At 48.9% G+C, this 19,589-nt stretch carries 14 protein-coding genes; 9 read left to right on the forward strand and 5 right to left on the reverse strand.

What is annotated here, in order from left to right; translation table 11 throughout:
- Positions 1–187 precede the first annotated feature (187 nt).
- On the reverse strand, positions 188–2,926 hold the full coding sequence (locus QT979_RS00460; protein ID WP_333307480.1) for an RNA helicase: 2,739 nt from the start codon (positions 2,924–2,926) through the stop codon (positions 188–190).
- Between the two features lie 373 nt (positions 2,927–3,299).
- Here QT979_RS00460 and QT979_RS00465 point away from each other — a divergent pair, with 373 nt between their 5' ends.
- Entirely contained in the window at positions 3,300–4,433 is a 1,134-nt protein-coding gene (locus QT979_RS00465) for a succinylglutamate desuccinylase/aspartoacylase family protein (RefSeq protein WP_333307888.1), read from the forward strand.
- A 65-nt stretch (positions 4,434–4,498) separates the two neighbouring features.
- Here QT979_RS00465 and QT979_RS00470 read toward each other — a convergent pair whose 3' ends face one another.
- The gene (locus tag QT979_RS00470) at positions 4,499–5,263 is read right to left on the reverse strand and encodes a sulfotransferase domain-containing protein (RefSeq protein ID WP_333307483.1); all 765 of its coding nucleotides are present in this window, start codon (positions 5,261–5,263) and stop codon (positions 4,499–4,501) included.
- Between QT979_RS00470 and QT979_RS00475 the strand changes: the two genes are divergently transcribed.
- From QT979_RS00475 to QT979_RS00495, 5 genes are all read left to right on the forward strand, one after another.
- Complete coding sequence (locus QT979_RS00475; protein ID WP_333307486.1) at positions 5,262–5,546, forward strand: hypothetical protein; 285 nt, start codon at positions 5,262–5,264, stop codon at positions 5,544–5,546. The two genes, QT979_RS00470 and QT979_RS00475, sit on opposite strands and share 2 nt — an antisense overlap.
- A 377-nt stretch (positions 5,547–5,923) precedes the next feature.
- Positions 5,924–11,101, forward strand: coding sequence for a hormogonium polysaccharide biosynthesis protein HpsA (hpsA, locus tag QT979_RS00480; protein ID WP_333307488.1), 5,178 nt, complete (start codon positions 5,924–5,926; stop codon positions 11,099–11,101).
- A gap of 40 nt (positions 11,102–11,141) precedes the next feature.
- Complete coding sequence (gene hpsB, locus QT979_RS00485) at positions 11,142–11,810, forward strand: hormogonium polysaccharide secretion pseudopilin HpsB (RefSeq protein WP_333307491.1); 669 nt, start codon at positions 11,142–11,144, stop codon at positions 11,808–11,810.
- Between the two features lie 58 nt (positions 11,811–11,868).
- Positions 11,869–12,954: a hormogonium polysaccharide secretion pseudopilin HpsC gene (gene hpsC, locus QT979_RS00490; protein WP_333307494.1), complete on the forward strand. Its 1,086-nt coding sequence runs from the start codon at positions 11,869–11,871 to the stop codon at positions 12,952–12,954.
- Positions 12,955–13,012: 58 nt separating this feature from the next.
- Positions 13,013–13,624: a GspH/FimT family pseudopilin gene (locus tag QT979_RS00495; RefSeq protein WP_333307497.1), complete on the forward strand. Its 612-nt coding sequence runs from the start codon at positions 13,013–13,015 to the stop codon at positions 13,622–13,624.
- Positions 13,625–13,946: 322 nt separating this feature from the next.
- Here the strand turns inward: QT979_RS00495 and QT979_RS00500 are convergent, their stop codons facing one another.
- The gene (locus QT979_RS00500; protein WP_333307500.1) at positions 13,947–14,735 is read right to left on the reverse strand and encodes a cobalt-precorrin-6A reductase; all 789 of its coding nucleotides are present in this window, start codon (positions 14,733–14,735) and stop codon (positions 13,947–13,949) included.
- Between the two features lie 81 nt (positions 14,736–14,816).
- Here QT979_RS00500 and QT979_RS00505 point away from each other — a divergent pair, with 81 nt between their 5' ends.
- Entirely contained in the window at positions 14,817–15,635 is an 819-nt protein-coding gene (locus tag QT979_RS00505; protein WP_333307503.1) for a tetratricopeptide repeat protein, read from the forward strand.
- A 307-nt stretch (positions 15,636–15,942) separates the two neighbouring features.
- On the opposite strand, the gene QT979_RS00510 is transcribed toward QT979_RS00505, so the two are convergent.
- Positions 15,943–16,179, reverse strand: coding sequence for a hypothetical protein (locus tag QT979_RS00510; protein ID WP_333307506.1), 237 nt, complete (start codon positions 16,177–16,179; stop codon positions 15,943–15,945).
- Between the two features lie 569 nt (positions 16,180–16,748).
- A complete protein-coding gene (locus tag QT979_RS00515; protein WP_333307508.1) occupies positions 16,749–17,549 on the reverse strand; it encodes a TIGR01548 family HAD-type hydrolase in 801 nt (266 codons plus the stop codon).
- 177 nt (positions 17,550–17,726) lie between these two features.
- Between QT979_RS00515 and QT979_RS00520 the strand changes: the two genes are divergently transcribed.
- Positions 17,727–18,038: a 30S ribosomal protein PSRP-3 gene (locus QT979_RS00520; RefSeq protein ID WP_333056906.1), complete on the forward strand. Its 312-nt coding sequence runs from the start codon at positions 17,727–17,729 to the stop codon at positions 18,036–18,038.
- A gap of 389 nt (positions 18,039–18,427) precedes the next feature.
- Entirely contained in the window at positions 18,428–19,588 is a 1,161-nt protein-coding gene (locus QT979_RS00525) for a class I SAM-dependent methyltransferase (RefSeq protein ID WP_333307511.1), read from the forward strand.
- The last annotated feature ends 1 nt before the right edge of the window (position 19,589 follow it).

Here is a 19,589-nt window from a genome sequence, read left to right on the forward strand (position 1 = left end):
TGTAAGCTGTCCGGCATCTAAATTGTATTTTGGGTTTTTCAATCCAAATGCACGCAGATTTTAATCTAATATCGTTTGCGGTTGCATCGGTATTGTTCAAATGTCCAAATGTCCGAACTGTCAACTGTCAACTGTCAACAGCCAACAGCCAACAGCCAACTGTCAACAGTCAACTGTCAACAATTTTCTAAGTTGCAGCTTCATTCACCGGGAATCTATCGATTAACTGCATCGCCCGACAAGCATTCCTCCGCAAAGAATCGGAAACATGAGGAACATGAGGAATCTGAGACAAGAAATCCAAAGTCCGGCGCAAAATCCGCACCACATCTCCTTCATCCAAACTCGTATGGCTAATCAGTTCCAGCCATTCAACGCCCAGAGCCCACTGTTCGACCAAAGTCACTAAATCCCGTTCCAGCCAAATCGGGATTGCAGCTTCATGACGGTACTGCACTTGAAACAATCGGCGACGCAAGCCTTTTTGTAGATTGTCCAAAGGTGCCAAAACTTCCGGCGACAGCGAGTAGTGAGTCCAACTGTCGGGCCTGGAAACTTCTGTAACTAAGGCGGCACAAGCAGCAGCGAGGTGGTGGGGGTCGAGTTCGTCAAACTCGGCAGACATCAGGGACAAACCCAGCCACAGTTCGTTATCGCCACGAATGGCGGCGCAAGCTTGGCCCAAGATTGTGGGCACCAACCTGTCAGAGGAGTCATCTCGGTTCCCATGTGCCGAAACTACTCTTTCCAAGCAGCCAAAATTCAGCAAGATATCGATTAAGTTGAGAAATTGCTCCCAGTAGCGAGCTCGTTGCTTTTCTAACTCTTGTTCGCTTTTGCGGATTTCTTTTTTCAATTCTTCCCGGCGGCGCTGGCGTTTGAGCAAAGTACCGGGATTCCCCCATTGTAGAACCGGGTGAATTTCTAGCTTAGCTTCTACGGCTGCGATTTTCTGCTGTTGCTCGATCGCCTCTGGGCTCGGTTCCGGTGTCGGCAATTGTGGGATCGATGCAGCAATTGCAGCAGTTTCTTCATTTGCCAAGCGGCACTGGCCGAGTCTCAGGGGCATTTCCGACGGCGGGTTCAAGGTATCTGCAACGCTCAAGCGAGGTAATTCGGCGTGCAAGGTAGCGACATCGCTAATCGCGACGACATACCAACGGTTATCTTTCCCCAAGCACACCAAATTTGGTGCTTGGCCAGAACCTGCGATTTTGGCAACCAATACGGCGGGTACAGGAGTTGTGTGCGATCGTTTGGCTGTCGGAACGTGTTTACCTTTGAGACTCAGAACCGTTCCGAGCACTGCAAAAGCCACAGCTACGGACATCTCCTTAAATCTGGCTTCTTCAGCTTGCTGCAATAGAGTTTTCAGCAAACGTTTGTCTTCTTTGAGTCTTCCCTGCAATTTTTCGTAATGAGCGAGCTCTTTTTCCAGGGTGGAGACATTTCCTCCCGCTGCCAGGGACTGTTCAAGCACCGCCAATTCTGCTTGCAATCCGTCTAATTCTTCTTGCTGCGGCTGCAAGTACAAGGTAGAAAGGTATTGACCGAAACTCCGCTCTACCAACTCTTGAGCTTCGTCGAGAGTGTGTGTTTGCAGCAAATTCAGCACCATGCCGTAGCTGGGAGTAAACTGACTGGCGAGGGGGTCGGCTTTGGCTGTTGCCAAATACGAGGCTTCTTTTGCGCCTTCAAAGCGCGTCTGAACTGCAACCACGTGCCCCAGCTTGTCCATGCCCCGCCGACCCGCCCGACCGGCCATTTGCAGGAATTCTGAAGCGTTTAGCAGTCGGTGTCCCTTGTCGGTGCGCTTGGACAGGGTGGAAATGACTGTGGTGCGGGCGGGCATATTAATCCCGGCGGCTAGGGTTTCGGTGGCAAATACGACTTTGATCAAACCTCTCCCAAAGAGTTCTTCTACTAAACCTTTCCAGGCTGGCAAAATGCCTGCGTGGTGGGCGGCGATGCCTTTTAAAAGTGCTTCTTTTTGACCGAAGCGTTCTGCTTCTGGGTTTCGCTGTAAAAAATCGTCAATGATGCGTTTGAGTTCGGCTGTTTCGGCTTCGTTAACTAGGGAGAAATTGCCGACTTCTGCGACTGCTTGGTCGCACCCGCGACGGCTGAAGATGAAGTAAATTGCTGGTAACATATCTCGATCGTCCAACCGAGCCAAAACATCGGTCAAACTCGGAGTGGGGATGCTGCCTCTTTCTACTTTTTGCTGCTTCTTTTTGGGGACTAACCGGACATTCGCTCTTTTGCCGGTCTCGTCTAGTAGGGGAAATATCCCTTTTTGGTTGGCGAAGTGGAATTGCAGCGGTACTGGCCGAAAGTCTGAGTAGACGAGTTCTGTGGGCCCGTGGACTTTGTTAATCCAGTCTGTGAGTTGGTCGCTATTGGCAACGGTTGCTGAGAGGGCGAGCAGTTGAATTTCGCTCGAACAGTAGATGATCGATTCTTCCCAGACGGTACCACGCTGGCGATCGTTCATGTAGTGACACTCGTCGAGTACCACGGTTTCGACTCCGGTGAGGGAAGTACCGACTTCTCCGATCGGCGTACCGTAGAGCATATTCCGAAATATTTCGGTAGTCATCACCAAAATCGGCGCATCTCGATTTACGGAGATGTCGCCCGTGAGCAAACCTACGTTGTCGTCTCCAAATTGACTGCGGAAGTCGCGCAGCTTTTGGTTAGAGAGTGCTTTGAGGGGTGTGGTGTAGAAGACGCGCCGCCCTCTGGAGAGTGCTTGATGGATGGCGTATTCCCCGATTAACGTTTTCCCAGAGCCTGTGGGAGCACACACGACAACGGATTTACCTGCATCGAGGGCGGCGATCGCCTCTCTCTGAAAGTTATCTAGCTCGAATGGAAATATGGTCTTCAGATCCAGCTCTGGGCGGTTCTGGGCAGTGTCTGGCACAAGGATTATTATAAGGTTGCAGGATAAGTATGCTTAAATCTTGCTGAAAGCAAGTCAGCAGAGGACTGTATTGATTTTAGACCAACGCCCGCAAATCGGCTATTAAGGAATAAGTCTGTTGGCAGTTGGCAGTTGGCAGTTGGCAGTTGGCAGTTGGCAGTTGACTGTTGACTGTTGACTGTTGGCAGTTGGCAGTTGGCAGTTGGCAGTTGGCAGTTGGCAGTTGACTGTTGGCAGTTGGCAGTTGGCAGAAGAAATAAAAAAAATTGTGCCTTCTTCCCTCTTCCTTATTCCTTCTTCCCTCTTCCTGACATCCGTTACATCCGTTACATCCGTTACAGAATCCGTTGCCGAACTTCCCTCTTCCTTCTCTATGATTCCAGTTATTTCGACTATTCCTGTGGTGCAGCTTGCTTCGGGCGATCGGCTTTCACTGCAAGTCTATCAGTTCCAAGGTGCGATTCCGGGCAAAAAAGCTTATCTGCAATCTAACCTCCACGGCGCTGAGATTAGCGGTAATGCTGTGATTCACCAATTAATTGAGTTTTTAAGGTCTTTGGACAGCAGCCAGTTAAGCGGGGAAATTTGGCTGGTTCCGGTTTGCAATCCTGTGGGTGTAAGTCAGCGATCGCACCATTTTTCTCCTGGTCGCTACAATCTTTATGATGGGGTAAATTGGAACCGAATTTTCTGGGATTTTGAAAAGCAAGGGGAAGATATTCTGGGTTTTGCTAATTCTCACATTCACCTCGATGCCGATACTGTCAAAGTTAATTACAGAAAAGCGATTGCTTTGAGTTTTGCGAAAGAGTTGGTAAAAATTAATGCTCCTAGTTGCCGCCCCTACAGCGAACTTTACCGATATCAGCTACAATCTTTGTGTTTGGATGCGGATTATGTGCTGGATTTGCACAGTTCTACGAATCAAAGTTTAGATTATCTTTACTGTTTTAATTCCCGCGAGGAGAGTGCGAAAGCTTTTTTGCTCGATCGCGCTATCTTGATGGATGAGTACGACGGCGATGCTTTTGACGAGGCGTTTCTCAAGCCTTGGCTGGCTTTGGAGAAGGTTTTGGCCCAGTTGGGAAGTGCGATCCAATTTGATGTGGAAGCTTGGACTTTAGAATTAGGTTCGGGGATGGAAATGAATCCCGATTCGGTGGCGAATGGCTTGCGGGGCATCAAAAATTACTTAGCAAGTAAGGGTTTATTGAAAATTGATGGATTTCCTCTGCCGGAAACTGCGAATTATCAAGTTATTTTCACCCCCAAGAATTCGGTGTTCAAATACTACGCGCCGGCGGGCGGGATGATTCAAAATCGAGTGCAATTGGGGAGTTTTGTCAAAAAGGGCGATCGGCTTTATCAAATTCTCAGCTTTAATAAGAATGGGGAATTTCCGAGTTTGGTTGATGTTTTTGCTGAGTCGAATGTTTTCATTTTTGATGTTTCGACCAATCAGTCAGTAAATCAAGGAGAGTATGTGTTGTCGGTGATGGCAGATTGAGAATACTAAGAAACCGCGATTTTGTAGGGGCGGTGCCAAGAATGCCCGCCCCCTCCCACTCAAGATTAGTCCCAGCCGAAGTCTCGATCGCACAATTCGGCTAGTCTTTGGTTGTGCGATCGAAAATATGCTCTCAATTGCTCGTATACTGTCTCGCTGATGGGGGGATATTGGGTGGCGTTGTATTTTTCGTAGGTTTGTAGTTGGTGCGGCGGTAAATCTAGAAATTCTAAGACGCTGTTGTATGTGCCGAAGGGATTGGTATACAAGTCTTCGCTTTTGAGGATTAAAAGTTGTGATTTGGGAAAAAGTTTTATCCAGGCTGGGAGTTGATCGGCGTAAATGCCGCGGGTTAGATAGCTGTGGTGTTGGTGTTCGTAACTGTAGTAGTTTGGGTTGGCTATTAGTTTTTCTATTTCGCCTTTGAGTCTTTCGGGCTCGGCGGCGATCGCACTTTCTAATGATAGCGATTCGTAGCCTATTTTGATATAGTAATAATAGTGGGAGATTGCGCGTTCTACTGGGTTTCTCAGCAGGGCGATTATTTTAACTTTCGGACATAAATCATAAATTCGCTGGGGAACTTGGGGGTGACAAATGTAGTAGGGGCTGGCTTCTCCGGTTACTAGATTTTCGCCTGTTTGGGGCTGGGGAAATTGGGCATAGTACCAGTCTGGGCTTTTGTCGAATTTTAAGTCGAAGTAATGGATTTCTTTTTGGGCGGCGGGGGCGATTTGGGGATGTTGGATTAAGTAATTGTACAGGGATGTTGTGCCGCCTTTTTGGGCGCCGATGATGATGAAGTCGGGAGGTTTGGAGGGTTGTTTCATGGGTGGGGATGGTAGGTTTATATTTTGCAATTGTACTGACAGTGTTTCGGATTTGGCATTTGTACCGATAGTCCGCCGGGGGGGCAAACGAAAATTCGATCGCACTTGGAGGCATTACCACAATTCGATCGCACTTGGAGGCATTACCACAATTCGATCGCACTTGGAGGCATTACGAAAATTCGATCGCACTTGGGGGCATTACGGCAACTCGATCGCCCAATTTACATTTGAGCGCACGGATACGCCTAATTACAATTCGATCGCCCACTCTACATTCTAGATTCCGGTGGTTGAAACCGAGCCTAAACAAACAAAGCCTGCAAGGGATGGGCAATACGTTGGATAAGATCGCGATCACTGTTTTTGGGTGATCAAATTCACTCGCGCTCTTGGTACTGACATTTCAATTTAACTCGATTAGAGTGGAGTTAGGGAGTTCTAATCCGTGCGGGGCAAATCTTTCTCTGAAAAATATATTATCGGTGGCGATTTTGCTTGGGGGTTTGTGGGTTTTATTTTTCAGCCAAGGTACAGATTTAAATTTGTGCAAGAGGCTGATATGCAAGTTGCAAAAAATGGGAACAATAAAGATGGGATTGTACTGTCGAGCAGTAAGTACCAGCAATACCATCTCTGAAATTATTCAGGAAGGCGTCAATGTTTAAGAGCAAATTATCCAGAGTTATCGTATCCCTGCTGCGGCGGATTGCTGGTGTTACCAGATCCGGGGCCAAGCGGCTGATGAGAGCAATGCTGCAAACCCTGATGGCTATGGGCCGGAGGGCGAGACTGCCGGTGGCGGGGTTTGTGCTGCCCACGGTGACGATGGTGTTGCTGGTAGTGATTTTGTTGACTGTGGCGATTACCCTACGATCGTTCGATCGGGCGAATACGGCGCGTAACGTGCGCGTGAACCAGCAGGTGCTGGCGGCCGCGACTCCCGCGCTCGATCGGGCGAAAGCGAAAATTGAATATCTGCTGCGGGAAGACCCGCAAAGGCCGACGGCGACTCCATCCGATGCAGAAATGTATCGCATTATGTCGTCTTATGATACAAATAATGACTTTTATACATTCGCGGGTGAGGAACGCCTTGTACTCCGAGCCGATTTAGATAACGACGGTACTCCAGAGCCTACCCCTGCGAACCTAAGAAGCTCGCTTTTTAGCGCACCCAACCAAGAAAATGAAGAGCTAAATACTGCTTGGAGATATCCCGTCGATACCAATAATGACGGGATCTTTGACACTTTTACTCTTTACGGAATCTATTTTCGTACTCCAAAAAGTGTAACTCCAAGACCGAGAAAGGAACTGGACGCCAGAACACGCCCAATGCAAACAGGAACCATCAACCCAGCCTGTGCTCAAGGAGAGGGTACGGTTGCAAGTTTGGTAGGGGACTCCGGTTGGGAAAGAATAACTGGCCGGCTCCAGAAAAGTTTCTTTGTTTACACGGTTAACGTACCGATTACACAGACAGAAGCTAGCACCTTGGGTTCGAGGTATCAAGCTTTCGCTGGAACCTCCAGCATATCAGCTCTCGAATACCAGCAAGATCAAAGCCGCATTCCCCTCAGCAACAATGCGGTTGTATATGAAGACGACTTAGATATATCGCCTGGACCTCCGTTGAATCTAAACGGGCGGATATTGACAAATAGCAACTTATTGGTGACAGGCTTAAATAATCCAAATAGCGTACAACTATATCAAGTTAGTAGCAAGCAATCTTGTTTTTACGATCAAGAAAATAGCAGAATAATCGTAGGCGGTAATGTTGTGAACGGGTGGGCGGGCACCAGTGGTAATCGAAATGCCGTGGGAGTACATCTTTTCAGAAGCATAAGCGACCCAAACCAACCTAATACAAATGCGCCAACAATTAACGGCGCCCTCAATCAATCTGTAGAGCAAAACAGCCTTCAGGTACTGTACAACAACAATGCTTACTCCCAGCGGTTAGCGGCTCTAGTAACCGCTCAACTAGCGAATGCACCAGGTACTGACCCGACTTCTGTTCAGCAAGCAAGGCTGACCCCCAAAAGCCAGAGCCGCGATCAAGCATTACAAGATTATTTTAAAGAACGGCTGCGGAAAGTTCCTTTTGGAGAGCCTGCGACGCCCGTGGCCCCTCCCTTCATTGAAGGAACTGGTAACACCCTTAGACCCAAAGATAGTCTGAACTGGAGCATTCCTACTGGAACTGCGACAGTAGGAAGTACCGCCGTCGGGCCGACGGGACTTACTATTCGTCCAGAGCAGCTACCAGCCGAAGACCCCGCTCAGTTAAAACTTACTGACAGCGAAAATTTCTTGGGCAATCGAGTCACGGTAGGCAACAACTTGCCAACACTGCGGTGGAACGGCACAAGCTTTACTAATGAGGATCAGAAAGTAGATAATGACATCACTAAATGGGCAAATAACGGCCCAATTCGCACCCGCACACCGCAAGTAACCAAACTGGCTGACGTGGGAGCAACTGACCGCGGCAACGGTGTCGGCGAAGCACCGGACCCCGCAAATCCTTTCCGAGATGGTTTCTGGGAAAAAAGCGCCACTGAAAAACCGAAAACTCCCCTTGACGGTGTTGGCGGTCTGCGGGTAATTACCAGTGCAGGAGTATACGATCGCACTAATTCCTTCCTGCCGCCACCTACCTGGATACATAGTGACGGTACAAGGAGAACGGGCCCCGCATCCATTGGTATCACTCCCATTCCTCCCGCCAATACTTACGACGACCCGGAAACTCCGGCTGTGGAACAGTACCGCGTCGTGTGGCCCGACTCGATGCCGATGTCACCGCTGGGCCCTGGTTCTCAAGTATGGAACAATACTACCGTTGGTCCTAACCCCGGTAGCTGGACTCCGTGGCCGGCTGCAGCAACGCCAGACGGTACTAACTTACCAGTAGCACAGAACAATCCTAATTTTGTTGCTGAGCTGGCCGACACGGCTCGCCAATTTGCCAAGGGCGACTTGCGGATGCGGGCAACCGCAGTGTATCAGTACGCAAATGGCTACGACCCAGTAGTACAAGCAGCAGCAGGAACCCAACCAGTTCAGACCCCCTTGGCCTGCGTCAGCAGCTACTACGACCCCAGCAATGCTTCGACAGCGAGAAACATCTCGGAGCCGCTGCCGTCAGGAGTGCTGCCCGATGTCAGCGGAGAGGGACAATTCGCACCAGATATGACAATACCCCAACCAGTTTCCGCAGTACGGGGAACACGGCAGGCTTTGATCGGCTCTCACAACGGCATCACATACGCCCCCCCGACAAGACCGCAATCGGCTGTTTCAAACCCCCCGAACGCTGCTGGCTTGCTGACCGGTGGAGACGCTATTTTGGAAGCTCAGGCAAATATGGTTTTTCCTGACGGTAGGTTTGCCAACGGGCCGTTGAGAACCGCCCTCCAAGTGGCTCCAGCCGCTCGCACCCTAGCACAACAAGCAGCTATTGACTCAACTAATTGTGCGCTACAAATACTTGACGGCTCGATAGGTGCTCCCCGGCCGGCACTGATTCCTCACGGGGCTATTCAAGAAGTAGCATTTATCAACGGCAGAGAAGTTAAGGCGATCGATCGCGACGACCCGAGGACGATAGTCAACGAAGCCTTTACCCTTAGCAGTCCACTGGGTACAGCCCCACCAGCAGCACAATTAACAGGCAATTACAACCAACCCCTAGAAGAACGGGAACCCCTAGAAATTCGAGCCACTCAGCTTGACTTAGCTCAACTTAAAAGATCGACCGCTCCAACAATTCCTCCTAATGGGCCAGCCACGGAATATTTGTTGCCAAACAGCGGGATTATTTATGCTAGCCGAGACGATGCGCTGCCCGATCGCAGTTCTCGATCTGCAATTCCATTGACGGACAAAACACTTAGTCCTGGAGACTACCTGCTCGACCCCAGCCGCAAGCCTAACGGAATTGTCCTGATTAACGGTCAGCAGCTATTTCGCGGTGGCGGAAACACCCCCATATCACCAGCAGGGAACTTAAATGCTGTAGTCATAGAAAAAGGGCTGACCTTGGTATCGAATTTGCCGACTTACATCAAAGGAACCTTTAACCTTCACGGCAACATCCCGCCCGCGGCTCCGGGTAGTACACCAACTTTTACAGAAGTGGAAGAGTTTACCCAGCGTGTGAATAACCCAGATTGGGGAAATTTTTACACCCGCAGCACCCTTAACCCCAGCTTTGCTTGCCGCCAGGGAGATCCTAGGCTGCCGAACTGTCAGGGAGACTTTTGGAGACCGGCAACAGTGCTGGCAGATGCAGTCACCCTCTTATCGCAAAATTATCGTTTTGGCTTCCGCAACGAGGGAGACTTTGACCTTAGAAACAATGCGGGCGCTGCTGCTGTATTACCCCGCAGACAGCAAGGATTTTTCAACAACAACTTTGCTACTAACGGGCTTTCCAGCGGGGCATTTTTAACCAACGGCAATTTAGCTCCCGCCAATGCTCCTGCTAATACACGGCTAACAGACGCTACCTACGCGGCGGCCGTCGCTCCAGCAGCTCCCCCGCTATGGAGTTCGTACTTCAACAACTTTGTCTCCCCCGTCCAGCGGCGGGGGTCTTTCCCAGAGTATGTAATGGAAATTTGTACAAAACTGCCGGTTTCTGAGTGTACGGATGCCGATTGGTACGTAAATCCAGCATTGGCGGCGAACCCACCCACAGCAGCAGGTAAGGCAATAGTTGGTCCATACACAGCCGCTGCGTATCCAGCGGGAACAACTGCTATTCCGCCAGCGCCAGAATTGCAGCGCTTCCCCCGCCGCGTAGCTTTTCAGAGAAACAGTGCAGCACCTTTCGATCTGACATCCCTGCCTAATCCACAGCCTTTGGGGCTTAATACAGCAGGCACCCAAGTCATACTAGGTCCACAGCGTATAGGAACAAACGCTCTTTGGTTTGCAGCCAAGAGTGGGACTGATGTAGCTTACGATGCTACCAATCCTCCGTATCAGATCAACACTAACACTACTGCTGTCGGGACTACAGACGGCAGCAAAGTACCTCTACCAACCCTCGCCGCAGCAAGCACTGTACCATTACCAACAGTAACAGTACCGCCAGCAGCGTACAACGGGTCGCAGCCGCTATTGGTGCCAGTCCCGCAGCTCATGGGTGTAACAGCAGCCACCCCAGGCCAGCCAAGAGGTACAGCAGCCGTACAAACAACAGGCTGGATACCCCAGGCTGTAAGTAACGGTACCACATTTAATCTGATCGTTGGAGCGGGCGACACTCCTTCGAGGGCGCTAAACGGTGCGTTGGGTGACTTTAACGGCGGTTTGCAAAACTTGCCTCGATTTTTGGAGGCTTGGAGTAATAGCGCTGCAAACACTTCCATTGCTAATAACATCAAAGGGTCTTTCGTCCAGCAAAACCGCAGCGCTTTTAGTACCGCACCCTATCTGCCAATTTTGCCTACAGGCTTTCTAACTGGGGCAGATCAACTCGCAACTCTGTTCGCCCAAGCGCCTAATCCTAATGCAGCGCCTGTTGCTCTTGCAGGTAGCCAGGCACTAATTAACTACAACATACAAGGTGGTCAGATTCCATACTTCACCCCACCCGCTCGGAACTGGGGTTTTGACGTGGGCCTGCTATCTCAGCCACCTGACTTGTTTACTCAAAGGTTCACTACTCCTTCGACAAATACTCAGCCTGCTGAGTATTTCCGGGAAGTACCTCGCAATGACCCGTGGGTAACAACTTTGATGTGCGGCACTGTGGCGGCCGATCAGGGGCCGAATGCGAATCAAAATGCCACTTCCCTTCGCAGTGGCTGCCCGACTTAACCCTCTAACTTCCCGCCGCGCAATTACTGGAGTCCTATTTATGACTAAGCGACAACAACAGCAAAATTTATCCCAGTCACGAGATGGTGGCTACACGATTATCGAGTCATTGGTAGCGATGATTGTAGTTTCGGTGCTGATGATTGCGATCGCCCCGGTGATGGCTTACTCAGTAGCGACTCGCGTACAAGCGCGGCGGGTGGAACTGGCCACCCAGGCAGCTACAGCTTACATCAACGCTCTGAGAGTGGGGGCGATCAAACCTCCAACTAATCCACAACCTACGATCGGTTTTCCTGCCCCATATACGTCTGGTAATAATGCTGCTCAGCCTCCGGCTTCTAGCAACCCTCAGAGTAATTTGTACTGCGTTAACTTGGATGAAAACCCAGGTTGTACTGGTAGCAAAGAGTTTTTTGTTCAAGGTGTTTGGCGAAATCCAGCTAATACAACCACTGATCCGACACCAACAGGCTATGAGCTGACTGTGCGGGTTTACCGCGCGGATGGGTTTACCGGGGCGACGATGACAACTGTACAGCAATCAGTTGCTAATTCCGCTCTGGGCAATCCTCAAGCGCCTTTGGTGGTAATGAAAACACAAATTCCCCCTACTACACAAGGAACTGCGTCCGCGCGTCAGGCATTATGTTCTCAACTTAACTCTCCCTCTAACCCTACAGGAGTTAACACCACTCTCTGCCGTTAATCCAAGTCGTGTTATCAAATCATAATCGCTCCTCCATTTGACAAAGGAAAAAGTCAAAATGAAAACTTTACTCAGGTTGCTTCTAAAAAGTCAGCACCAACAAAACCGCTCCGGGCCAGTTCAAACCGAAAAGGGCATGACTCTGGTCGAGCTATTAGTCGGAGCAATTATGGCATTTTTAATCATTACGCCGATGCTTGGTTTTGTAGTGGATATGCTAAATACCGACAGGAGGGAACAAGTAAAGTCAAACACCGAGCAAGACGTTCAGGCGGCACTTGATTTCATAGCCCAAGATTTGAGTCAAGCTATTTATATTTATGATAATAATCCCGCTACTACCAGCACTGCCACCACTACCGCTACAGGCATCCCTGCACTCCTAGCAGGGAATTTCATCCCCGCTCCAGATGCAACTCAAACCCCGATTCTTGTATTTTGGAAGCGGCAGATTCTCCCGAATTCTATTCCTCTGGTTGCCGGTGCCCAACCAAATACTTGCACCACAACAGCAACAGGCGCAAATACGTGCAACGATACCTATGTTCTAGCATTAGTTGCCTACTACCAAGTTAGAGATGCTAACCCTACTTGGTGTCAGCCATCAGGAGCCCCTTGTCCTACCCGTATTGTTAGGTATCAAATTCAGGACGGGTTGCGAGATCCTAACTCGACAGATCCAAATCCCTTACTACGCTACTTTACTGGTGTAAGTACGGGTCAACAGCGCAGTCTTGCCTTTTTCGCAGGTGGTCCCAATCAAGCAGGTTTTGACATCAGTAACCCCACTCAAAATGTGACGACAGGAGGAGCTAATTTCGGGAATCCTGAAGTATTGGTTAATTACATTGACCACAGCCCAGGGCCGGCACTCACAGGCAATGAATGTAGGACCGCTCTTGGCAACCCCACCAATACCACAGGAGTTACGCCAATACCAATCCCAGAAACAACTTTAATAATACCCAACCCAACAAATAGCTTTTACGCTTGTGTAGATACCTCTAAAAACATAGCCAGAGTAACTATCAGAGGAAACAGCCTGCGTCGCATTCAAGCCGATGCGGATTACAATCCCAACAAATCGGCATATTTCCCAACAGCAAGCGTGCAAGTACAAGGTCTGGGTGCGCGAGGAAGGTAACTTATGCCTCAAACACATTTCGGAATCGCGGCAGTAGCATATAAAACAGGAGAGTAAAATGAAAACCCCAATATTATTAAAAGTTTTGCAGATTTCTGCAACAAAAGCAAACCCCAATTACAAAAATACTGCATCCAGAAAGGGCGATCAGGGATTCACCCTTCTAGAAGTGCTGGTGATAGCGTTGATCGTAGGTATATTAAGTTCGATCGCCGCTCCAAGCTGGGTGGCATTCATCAACCGACAAAGAGTTCGCACCGTGAACGATCGAGTTTTCCAATCATTGCGATTTGCACAAAGCGAAGCAAAGCGAACTAAGCGCGATATCACAGTTACATTCAATTATATTCCAAACAATCCGGTAGCTGACCCACCAACAGTTACGATCGATACCGTTCCACCTGGCGTCAATTCGTCAGGACAACCACAACCTTTACGAACAGAGACTTTCAGCAGCGGAGGCGAAATTAAACCGCGCACTATTATACTTTCAACAACTGCACCCTCAATCACTTTTGACTACCAGGGTAATCCCTCCCCAACTGGGTTTGTGGTCACAGTTGCTCCAGCTAATGCTCCTAACCGCTCTGCCAGACAGTGCGCGAGGGTAGAAACTCTCATAGGAGGAATGAGAACTGCTGAAGGAAATGATTGCCCAACGCTACCCTAGTTTTCAATAAATTTAATCTTAATCTCTAACAGCAATTCCGCATAAGTTGTGAATTGCTAAAATATATTAACTTAAATTATTTTATATTTCAACTCCTATTAAAACAGTCCAAATATGCAGCTAGAACTAAAACAAATAATCGTCCAGCCAGGAAATCAACTATTACTCAAAGACATAACCTGGCCGATGTTTGAAACCCTACTAATATCATTTCCGGTGACACCGGAATGATGTTGACTGTTGACTGTTGACAGTGAACAGTGAACCGTCAACAGTCAAAAGTGAACTCGAATTTACTATTCCGATGCTAACGAATTTGATATTATAACTGCTTAACTAACCAAGCGATCGCCCCTGCAACATCAGCAACCTGCTCAACATCCCCAATCGGCGGCCGCTGCACCATCACCACCGGAATTCCCAGTTCCCTAGCCGCCACAATTTTCGCATAAGTAGCACCGCCCCCGCTGTTTTTACTAACAATCGTATCAATCTGATATTCTAATAATAATTGACGCTCATCTTCCAAAGAAAAAGGCCCCCTTGCTAATAACAATTTACCATTAGGAATAGGAGAATTGAGTGCCGGAGGATCGATCGCGCGCATCAAAAACCAAATAGCATCCAAACCAGCAAAAGCAGCCAATTCCTGCCTACCAATAGTGAGAAACACCCGCTGAGACTGCCCTAATAAAGCCTTTGCAGCCTCCGAGTGGCCCGCAACATCAATCCAGCGATCGCCCTCCACCCTCTCCCAAGCTGGACGCACCAGCATCAAATAGGGCACATTACATTCAGCAGCAGCAACAGCAGCATTAGCAGAAATCTGAGCCGCAAACGGATGAGTAGCATCGATTAAGAAGTCGATCGGGCGATCGACTCCGTTGGCGTAGCCCCCGTAGGGGCGGGCTTCGCTACCGAGCAAAAACGCCGCCAGCCCAGCCGCCCCACCAAACCCTCCAATTCGCACCGTACCCGTTTTTGGGGTAAAAGGCTGTTGAGTGCGTCCTGCCAGCGAAGATACCACCTCAATTTCAGCAATTTGAGACGCTCTGACCGCCAGTTCAGCAGCATCCCCCGTCCCGCCCAAAATTAGCAACCGTTTTTTCACCGAATTATCCCTAACTTATCCAAGCAACGCCCGCAATTTCGGTTAATAATATGTTTAGCAAAGTTTAAACGACCAACAACAATGATTCGCTCACTTTTCACATTTTTTACAGTATTAATTGTAACCGGGTTAGTATGGTTAGGAAATATCGCGCCCGTTGCCGCCCAAGTACAACCAACAGATATCACCGATCCCCAACAGGAATTGGGAGAACTCGTTCAAAAAGCTTTTGAAGCTACAAATGAAGGCAAATTTCCCGCCGCAGAAACTTTTTGGACTCAAATCATTGACAAATTTCCCTCAGAAGCCGCCGCTTGGAGCAACCGAGGCAATTCTAGAGTCAGCCAAAACAAACTACAAGCAGCTATTACCGACTACGAAAGAGCGATCGAGCTAGCACCCGACGCCCCCGATCCCTACCTCAACCGCGGCACCGCCTTAGAAGGTTTAGGACGCTGGGAAGAGGCGATCGCCGACTACAATCATGTACTAGAATTAGACTCCCAAGATCCAGCCGCCTACAACAACCGAGGCAACGCCGAAGCAGGTTTAGGAAAATGGGAAAAAGCAATAGCCGACTACAGCAAAGCCTTTGAATTAGCCCCCGAATACGCCTTTGCCCGCGCCAACCACGCCCTCGCACTTTATCAAAACGGGCAAACCAAAGAAGCAATTCGCAACATGAAAAACATCGTCCGCAGATACCCCCAATTTGCCGACATGAGAGCCGCCCTCACCGCCTGTCTTTGGGAAGCAGGAAATCGCGGCGAAGCAGAGAGCAATTGGGTAGCAGCCATCGGCCTCGACTCCCGCTACAAAGACCTCGATTGGGTTGCCAATAACCGCCGCTGGCCACCACTTGCAGTCAGTGCATTAGACAAATTCTTGCACTTAAAATAATCTCACAACACCAATGAAAAATTGCGAGCATCCCGATAATTGTGGCATATAATTCCTCAAAGGGATGATCCAAAAACTTGTCAAATGTCACCCGAAGATATATAGCAATCCTCGCATCATTTGTGAATTTCTTCTTACTCCCTCCCCTTGATAAGGGGAGGGTTGGGGTGGGGTCAAACCTTTACGACTCCTGCAAGGATTGCTATAGCAAGAAATAAACTATTGAAGAACAATTCTAACTCTTCTTCCCTGTTTCTTCTTTCCTCAATATTCACCAGTACACCGCTCGTTGCCAAATTCTTTATTCTCAAAACTCGTATTCCACATCTCCAGCAACAATCCTATCCGTCACCAACATTCTGTATAGTTCCAGTTCTTCAACAGTAACTTTTCCGTCAGCCCAAATCGCTTTCTTGATGTCTTCCATTTCTTGCTTAGATATCTTGCCATCAGCAACAGCTCGCTCGATTTGGACTTGGAGCTTTTCTAGTTGCCGAGTTTCTTCCAGCGTAGGTTGTTTATCAGTCGATCGTGAAACTAACATAGTGGCACTCTCCTAGAGATTGACCTCTACTCTGTACTAAGCCGCCGCAGCAGATATTGTCAACTCAAAGATGCAAAAATTGACAAATAAATGTAACAAAACTACATTTACTTGTCAATAGGATAAAGTGCAAAATTACTTAACAAAATTACATTAGACATCTTGCAAAAATGCTGAGACCCCTCCCCAACCCTCCCCTTAGTAAGGGGAGGGAGCCTAATTTTTCTTGCTTCCCCCCTTACTAAGGGGGGACTGAGGGGGGTGAGTTTTTGACTTTTGCAAGAGGTCTATTTGTTTGTAAATAATACGATGTCAAATCCGCGCTTCATCGTCGGGCGTAAAGTCGAATCAACCTGCCAACAAATAATTCGCGCAATTTTCATTTTATTGACCCCGATTCATACCGATTTAATGTGAACTTGCACATATCTCGATCCCCCTAAATCCCCCTTAATAAGGGGGACTTTGACCAAGCTCTTGTCCCCCCCTTATTAAGGGGGGCTAGGGGGGATCGGATTCTATGCAACCTCATAAAAAATTGGTATGACCCCTCCTTCAACAGTCAACAGTCAACAGTCAACAGTCAACAGAACTAATTCCCAAATCCGCGCAGCCGTCAACTCCTCGACATTCCTGAAAACCGCTGCTGCACCCGCATTTTCCAACACCGCAGCATAAGCCTCGCAGCGCACAGCATTATCCAAAACATGAGGCGGCAAAATACCAGCCCCCAGCCAAACCCGATTTGGTTGCACTTCCCGCGCCTTCACAACCGTGTAAATATCCGCAACAGTATCTCCCGCATAAATCACCGGCAAATTTTCTTCTAAACCGTGCAGATTTTCCAACTGTTCAATTGCCGCGAAAAGTCCAGCCGGATCGGGTTTTCCCGGTGCATCCTCCATCGCCACCAACACCGGAGAATTTAAACTCAGTTTCCCCGACAAAACATAAGCAGCTTCATCCCGCATCGCCCCGCTAAAAAAGCCCCAAACCATGCCCCCAACCGTTAAATTTTCCAGGTAAGCCGGACTTAACAACAGCGGTTCATCACAAATGTAACCCGTCCAATTTTTCTCATCAGGCCCGCGATAGCGACTTTGGAAAAAAGCCACTAATTCGTCATAATTGAGAGCGAGTTCGTTTCTCGATCGCCCAATCCCCTCAAAATAACGGCAAACTAACTCGAAAGACGCCTGCCAGTCATTATTCCACACTCCCTCCGACTTCAGAGAGTCGATATCGAGAGAATTCGGACGAAAAGCACCCGCCGTGAAATGTTCCACCGCATCCGCAATTGCCCGCCGGTAGGAACCGGACACATCCCTCACCACACCGTCAATGTCGAAGACTAAAATAACTCTGTTCACAACTTAACCATCCTTGTACCTAGGGCCGGTGAGAACCCAAATTTTATCTGTTCCCAGCCCCTGAGTGGCGCTAAAACCAGCCGCGCCAGAAAACTTTTCATGGCCGATGACCAATTATCGAACAGAGTGTGCTACGCTTAGCGATTGTAGAAATTTTTAACAAGTTCGATCGGAACCCTGGAGGTTTGCTTGTCCAAGTTCATCTTAAAAGTTCTCTGGCTAGAAGAGAATGTTGCCCTCGCCGTTGACCAAGTTGTCGGCAAAGGAACTAGCCCGCTGACATCCTACTTTTTCTGGCCCCGCAAAGATGCGTGGGAAGACCTCAAAAACGAACTCGAAGCCAAACACTGGATTGCTGACAACGATCGTGTCGAAATCCTCAACCAAGCCACAGAAGTCATCAACTACTGGCAAGAGGAAGGCAGACGGCGCCCGATGACTGAAGCTCAGTCAAAGTTCCCCCTAGTGACTTTTACCGGCAGCAACTAAGCCCAGCTTTAATTTGCTACCCATATAAATTGCCTGTTATGGCTGACGAGGGGAAGGATAGAGGGGAGAAGGCGAGAGGATTTGACGCTTTTTCCACCTCGCCGTGAAAGATACAATTTAAATCCGCTACAGCTTTTCTTGATACTAACTCCGATTTTGGAACCTACTGGGGTTTTGGGCTAGGTCGATTTGAGATTTTAGACTTGAGATTTATCCAAAATAAAGCTCTCAAATCTGATTTAATACAATCTAAAAAGACTAAGCAACCAAACCAAATAAATCTAAAATCGGCTTTTTTATACTCTTGAATTGTACAGTCAGCTCTCAACGTAATTCCCCCGAACCTCCAACCTCAAGCCTCAAAATCCATCGGTTAAATCCGTTAAATCTTGTACACGGATTCCTTCTTCCTGACATCCGTTACATCAGTTAAACAATCCGTTGCCGAACTTCCTTCTTCCTTCTTCGCGGAATCTATGGGCGCCGAAAGTACGATCGACCAGACCGAACAGCTACCGCTGGTAGTAAATCCCGACATTCTCCAGCAAGCAATCCTCTACAAAATTAATACTCGCATAAACGCTCGCGGAGAATTAATTTTCCCCTGCATACCGGGAATGCTAAACCACTATCTCAAGTCCATAGAAAAGCTATTTAGCACTCTCGACAGACCCCTGCCCGAAGACCGCAGAGACGAACTCAGCAAGCTTTTAGCTACCAAGTTAGAACAAGGCTACCGCACCTCTACAGCATCGATGCTGATCCTGCAATACGAATCAGTGCAGCCACCGCAAACCGGTTTAGCTTGCAAAGTCATTGTTACTAGCTCAACAGTTGGAGAACAGTACAAAAGCTGGGTAGACACCAGAGAACCTCCGCTTTTCGGCTCTCATCCCGATGCAAAATTAATGACCACGGCTGCTAAATTGGGTACACCCGATCGAGTGCGGATTTTGGACGTGGGCGCTGGTACCGGCCGCAATACCTTGCCCCTGGCGAGACTGGGCTATTCTGTAGATGCGATCGAACTAGCCCCAGCTTTTGCAGAACAATTGAAAGCCGCAGTAACAGCCGAAAACCTTCCCGTGACAGTGACTGAAGGCGATGTGCTCGATCCCTTAATGCGGATGAAACCAGCCCGCTACCAGTTGGCAGTTGCCGCCGAAGTCATCTCACATTTTCGAGACAGCGATCAAGTACGGCTTTTCCTCGCTAAAATGTGCGATTCCCTGTCTCCCGGAGGCCTGTTGCTGTTCAGCACCTTTTTAACCGTCGGTGACTATCAGCCAGATGCCCTCGTGCGACAAGTTGCCCAACTCTCCTGGTCTACTTTATTTACCCCCCAAGAACTCGCCACCGCCATGGAAGGGTTGCCCTTAGTCCCAATATCCAACGAATTGGTGTTTGAATATGAACGCCACCACCTGCCGGAAGAAGCCTGGCCACCAACGCCCTGGTTTCCCAGTTGGGCCACCGGTCGAGATGTCTTCCCAATGGCAAACGCCCGCCCGCCAATGGAATTGCGCTGGATTTTGTGCCGCCGAAGTTAAA

The organism is Microcoleus sp. w2-18bC1, assembly GCF_036700365.1.
GTDB lineage: Bacteria > Cyanobacteriota > Cyanobacteriia > Cyanobacteriales > Microcoleaceae > Microcoleus.

Bases quoted from the DNA above. Each gene is read 5' to 3' on its own strand.
- QT979_RS00470 (WP_333307483.1), bottom strand. From the start codon at position 5,263: ATGAAACAACCCTCCAAACCTCCCGACTTCATCATCATCGGCGCCCAA.
- QT979_RS00475 (WP_333307486.1), top strand. From the start codon at position 5,262: ATGGGTGGGGATGGTAGGTTTATATTTTGCAATTGTACTGACAGTGTT.
- hpsC (WP_333307494.1), top strand. From the start codon at position 11,869: ATGAAAACTTTACTCAGGTTGCTTCTAAAAAGTCAGCACCAACAAAAC.
- QT979_RS00505 (WP_333307503.1), top strand. From the start codon at position 14,817: ATGATTCGCTCACTTTTCACATTTTTTACAGTATTAATTGTAACCGGG.
- QT979_RS00465 (WP_333307888.1), top strand. From the start codon at position 3,300: ATGATTCCAGTTATTTCGACTATTCCTGTGGTGCAGCTTGCTTCGGGC.
- QT979_RS00510 (WP_333307506.1), bottom strand. From the start codon at position 16,179: ATGTTAGTTTCACGATCGACTGATAAACAACCTACGCTGGAAGAAACT.
- hpsB (WP_333307491.1), top strand. From the start codon at position 11,142: ATGACTAAGCGACAACAACAGCAAAATTTATCCCAGTCACGAGATGGT.
- QT979_RS00495 (WP_333307497.1), top strand. From the start codon at position 13,013: ATGAAAACCCCAATATTATTAAAAGTTTTGCAGATTTCTGCAACAAAA.
- hpsA (WP_333307488.1), top strand. From the start codon at position 5,924: ATGTTTAAGAGCAAATTATCCAGAGTTATCGTATCCCTGCTGCGGCGG.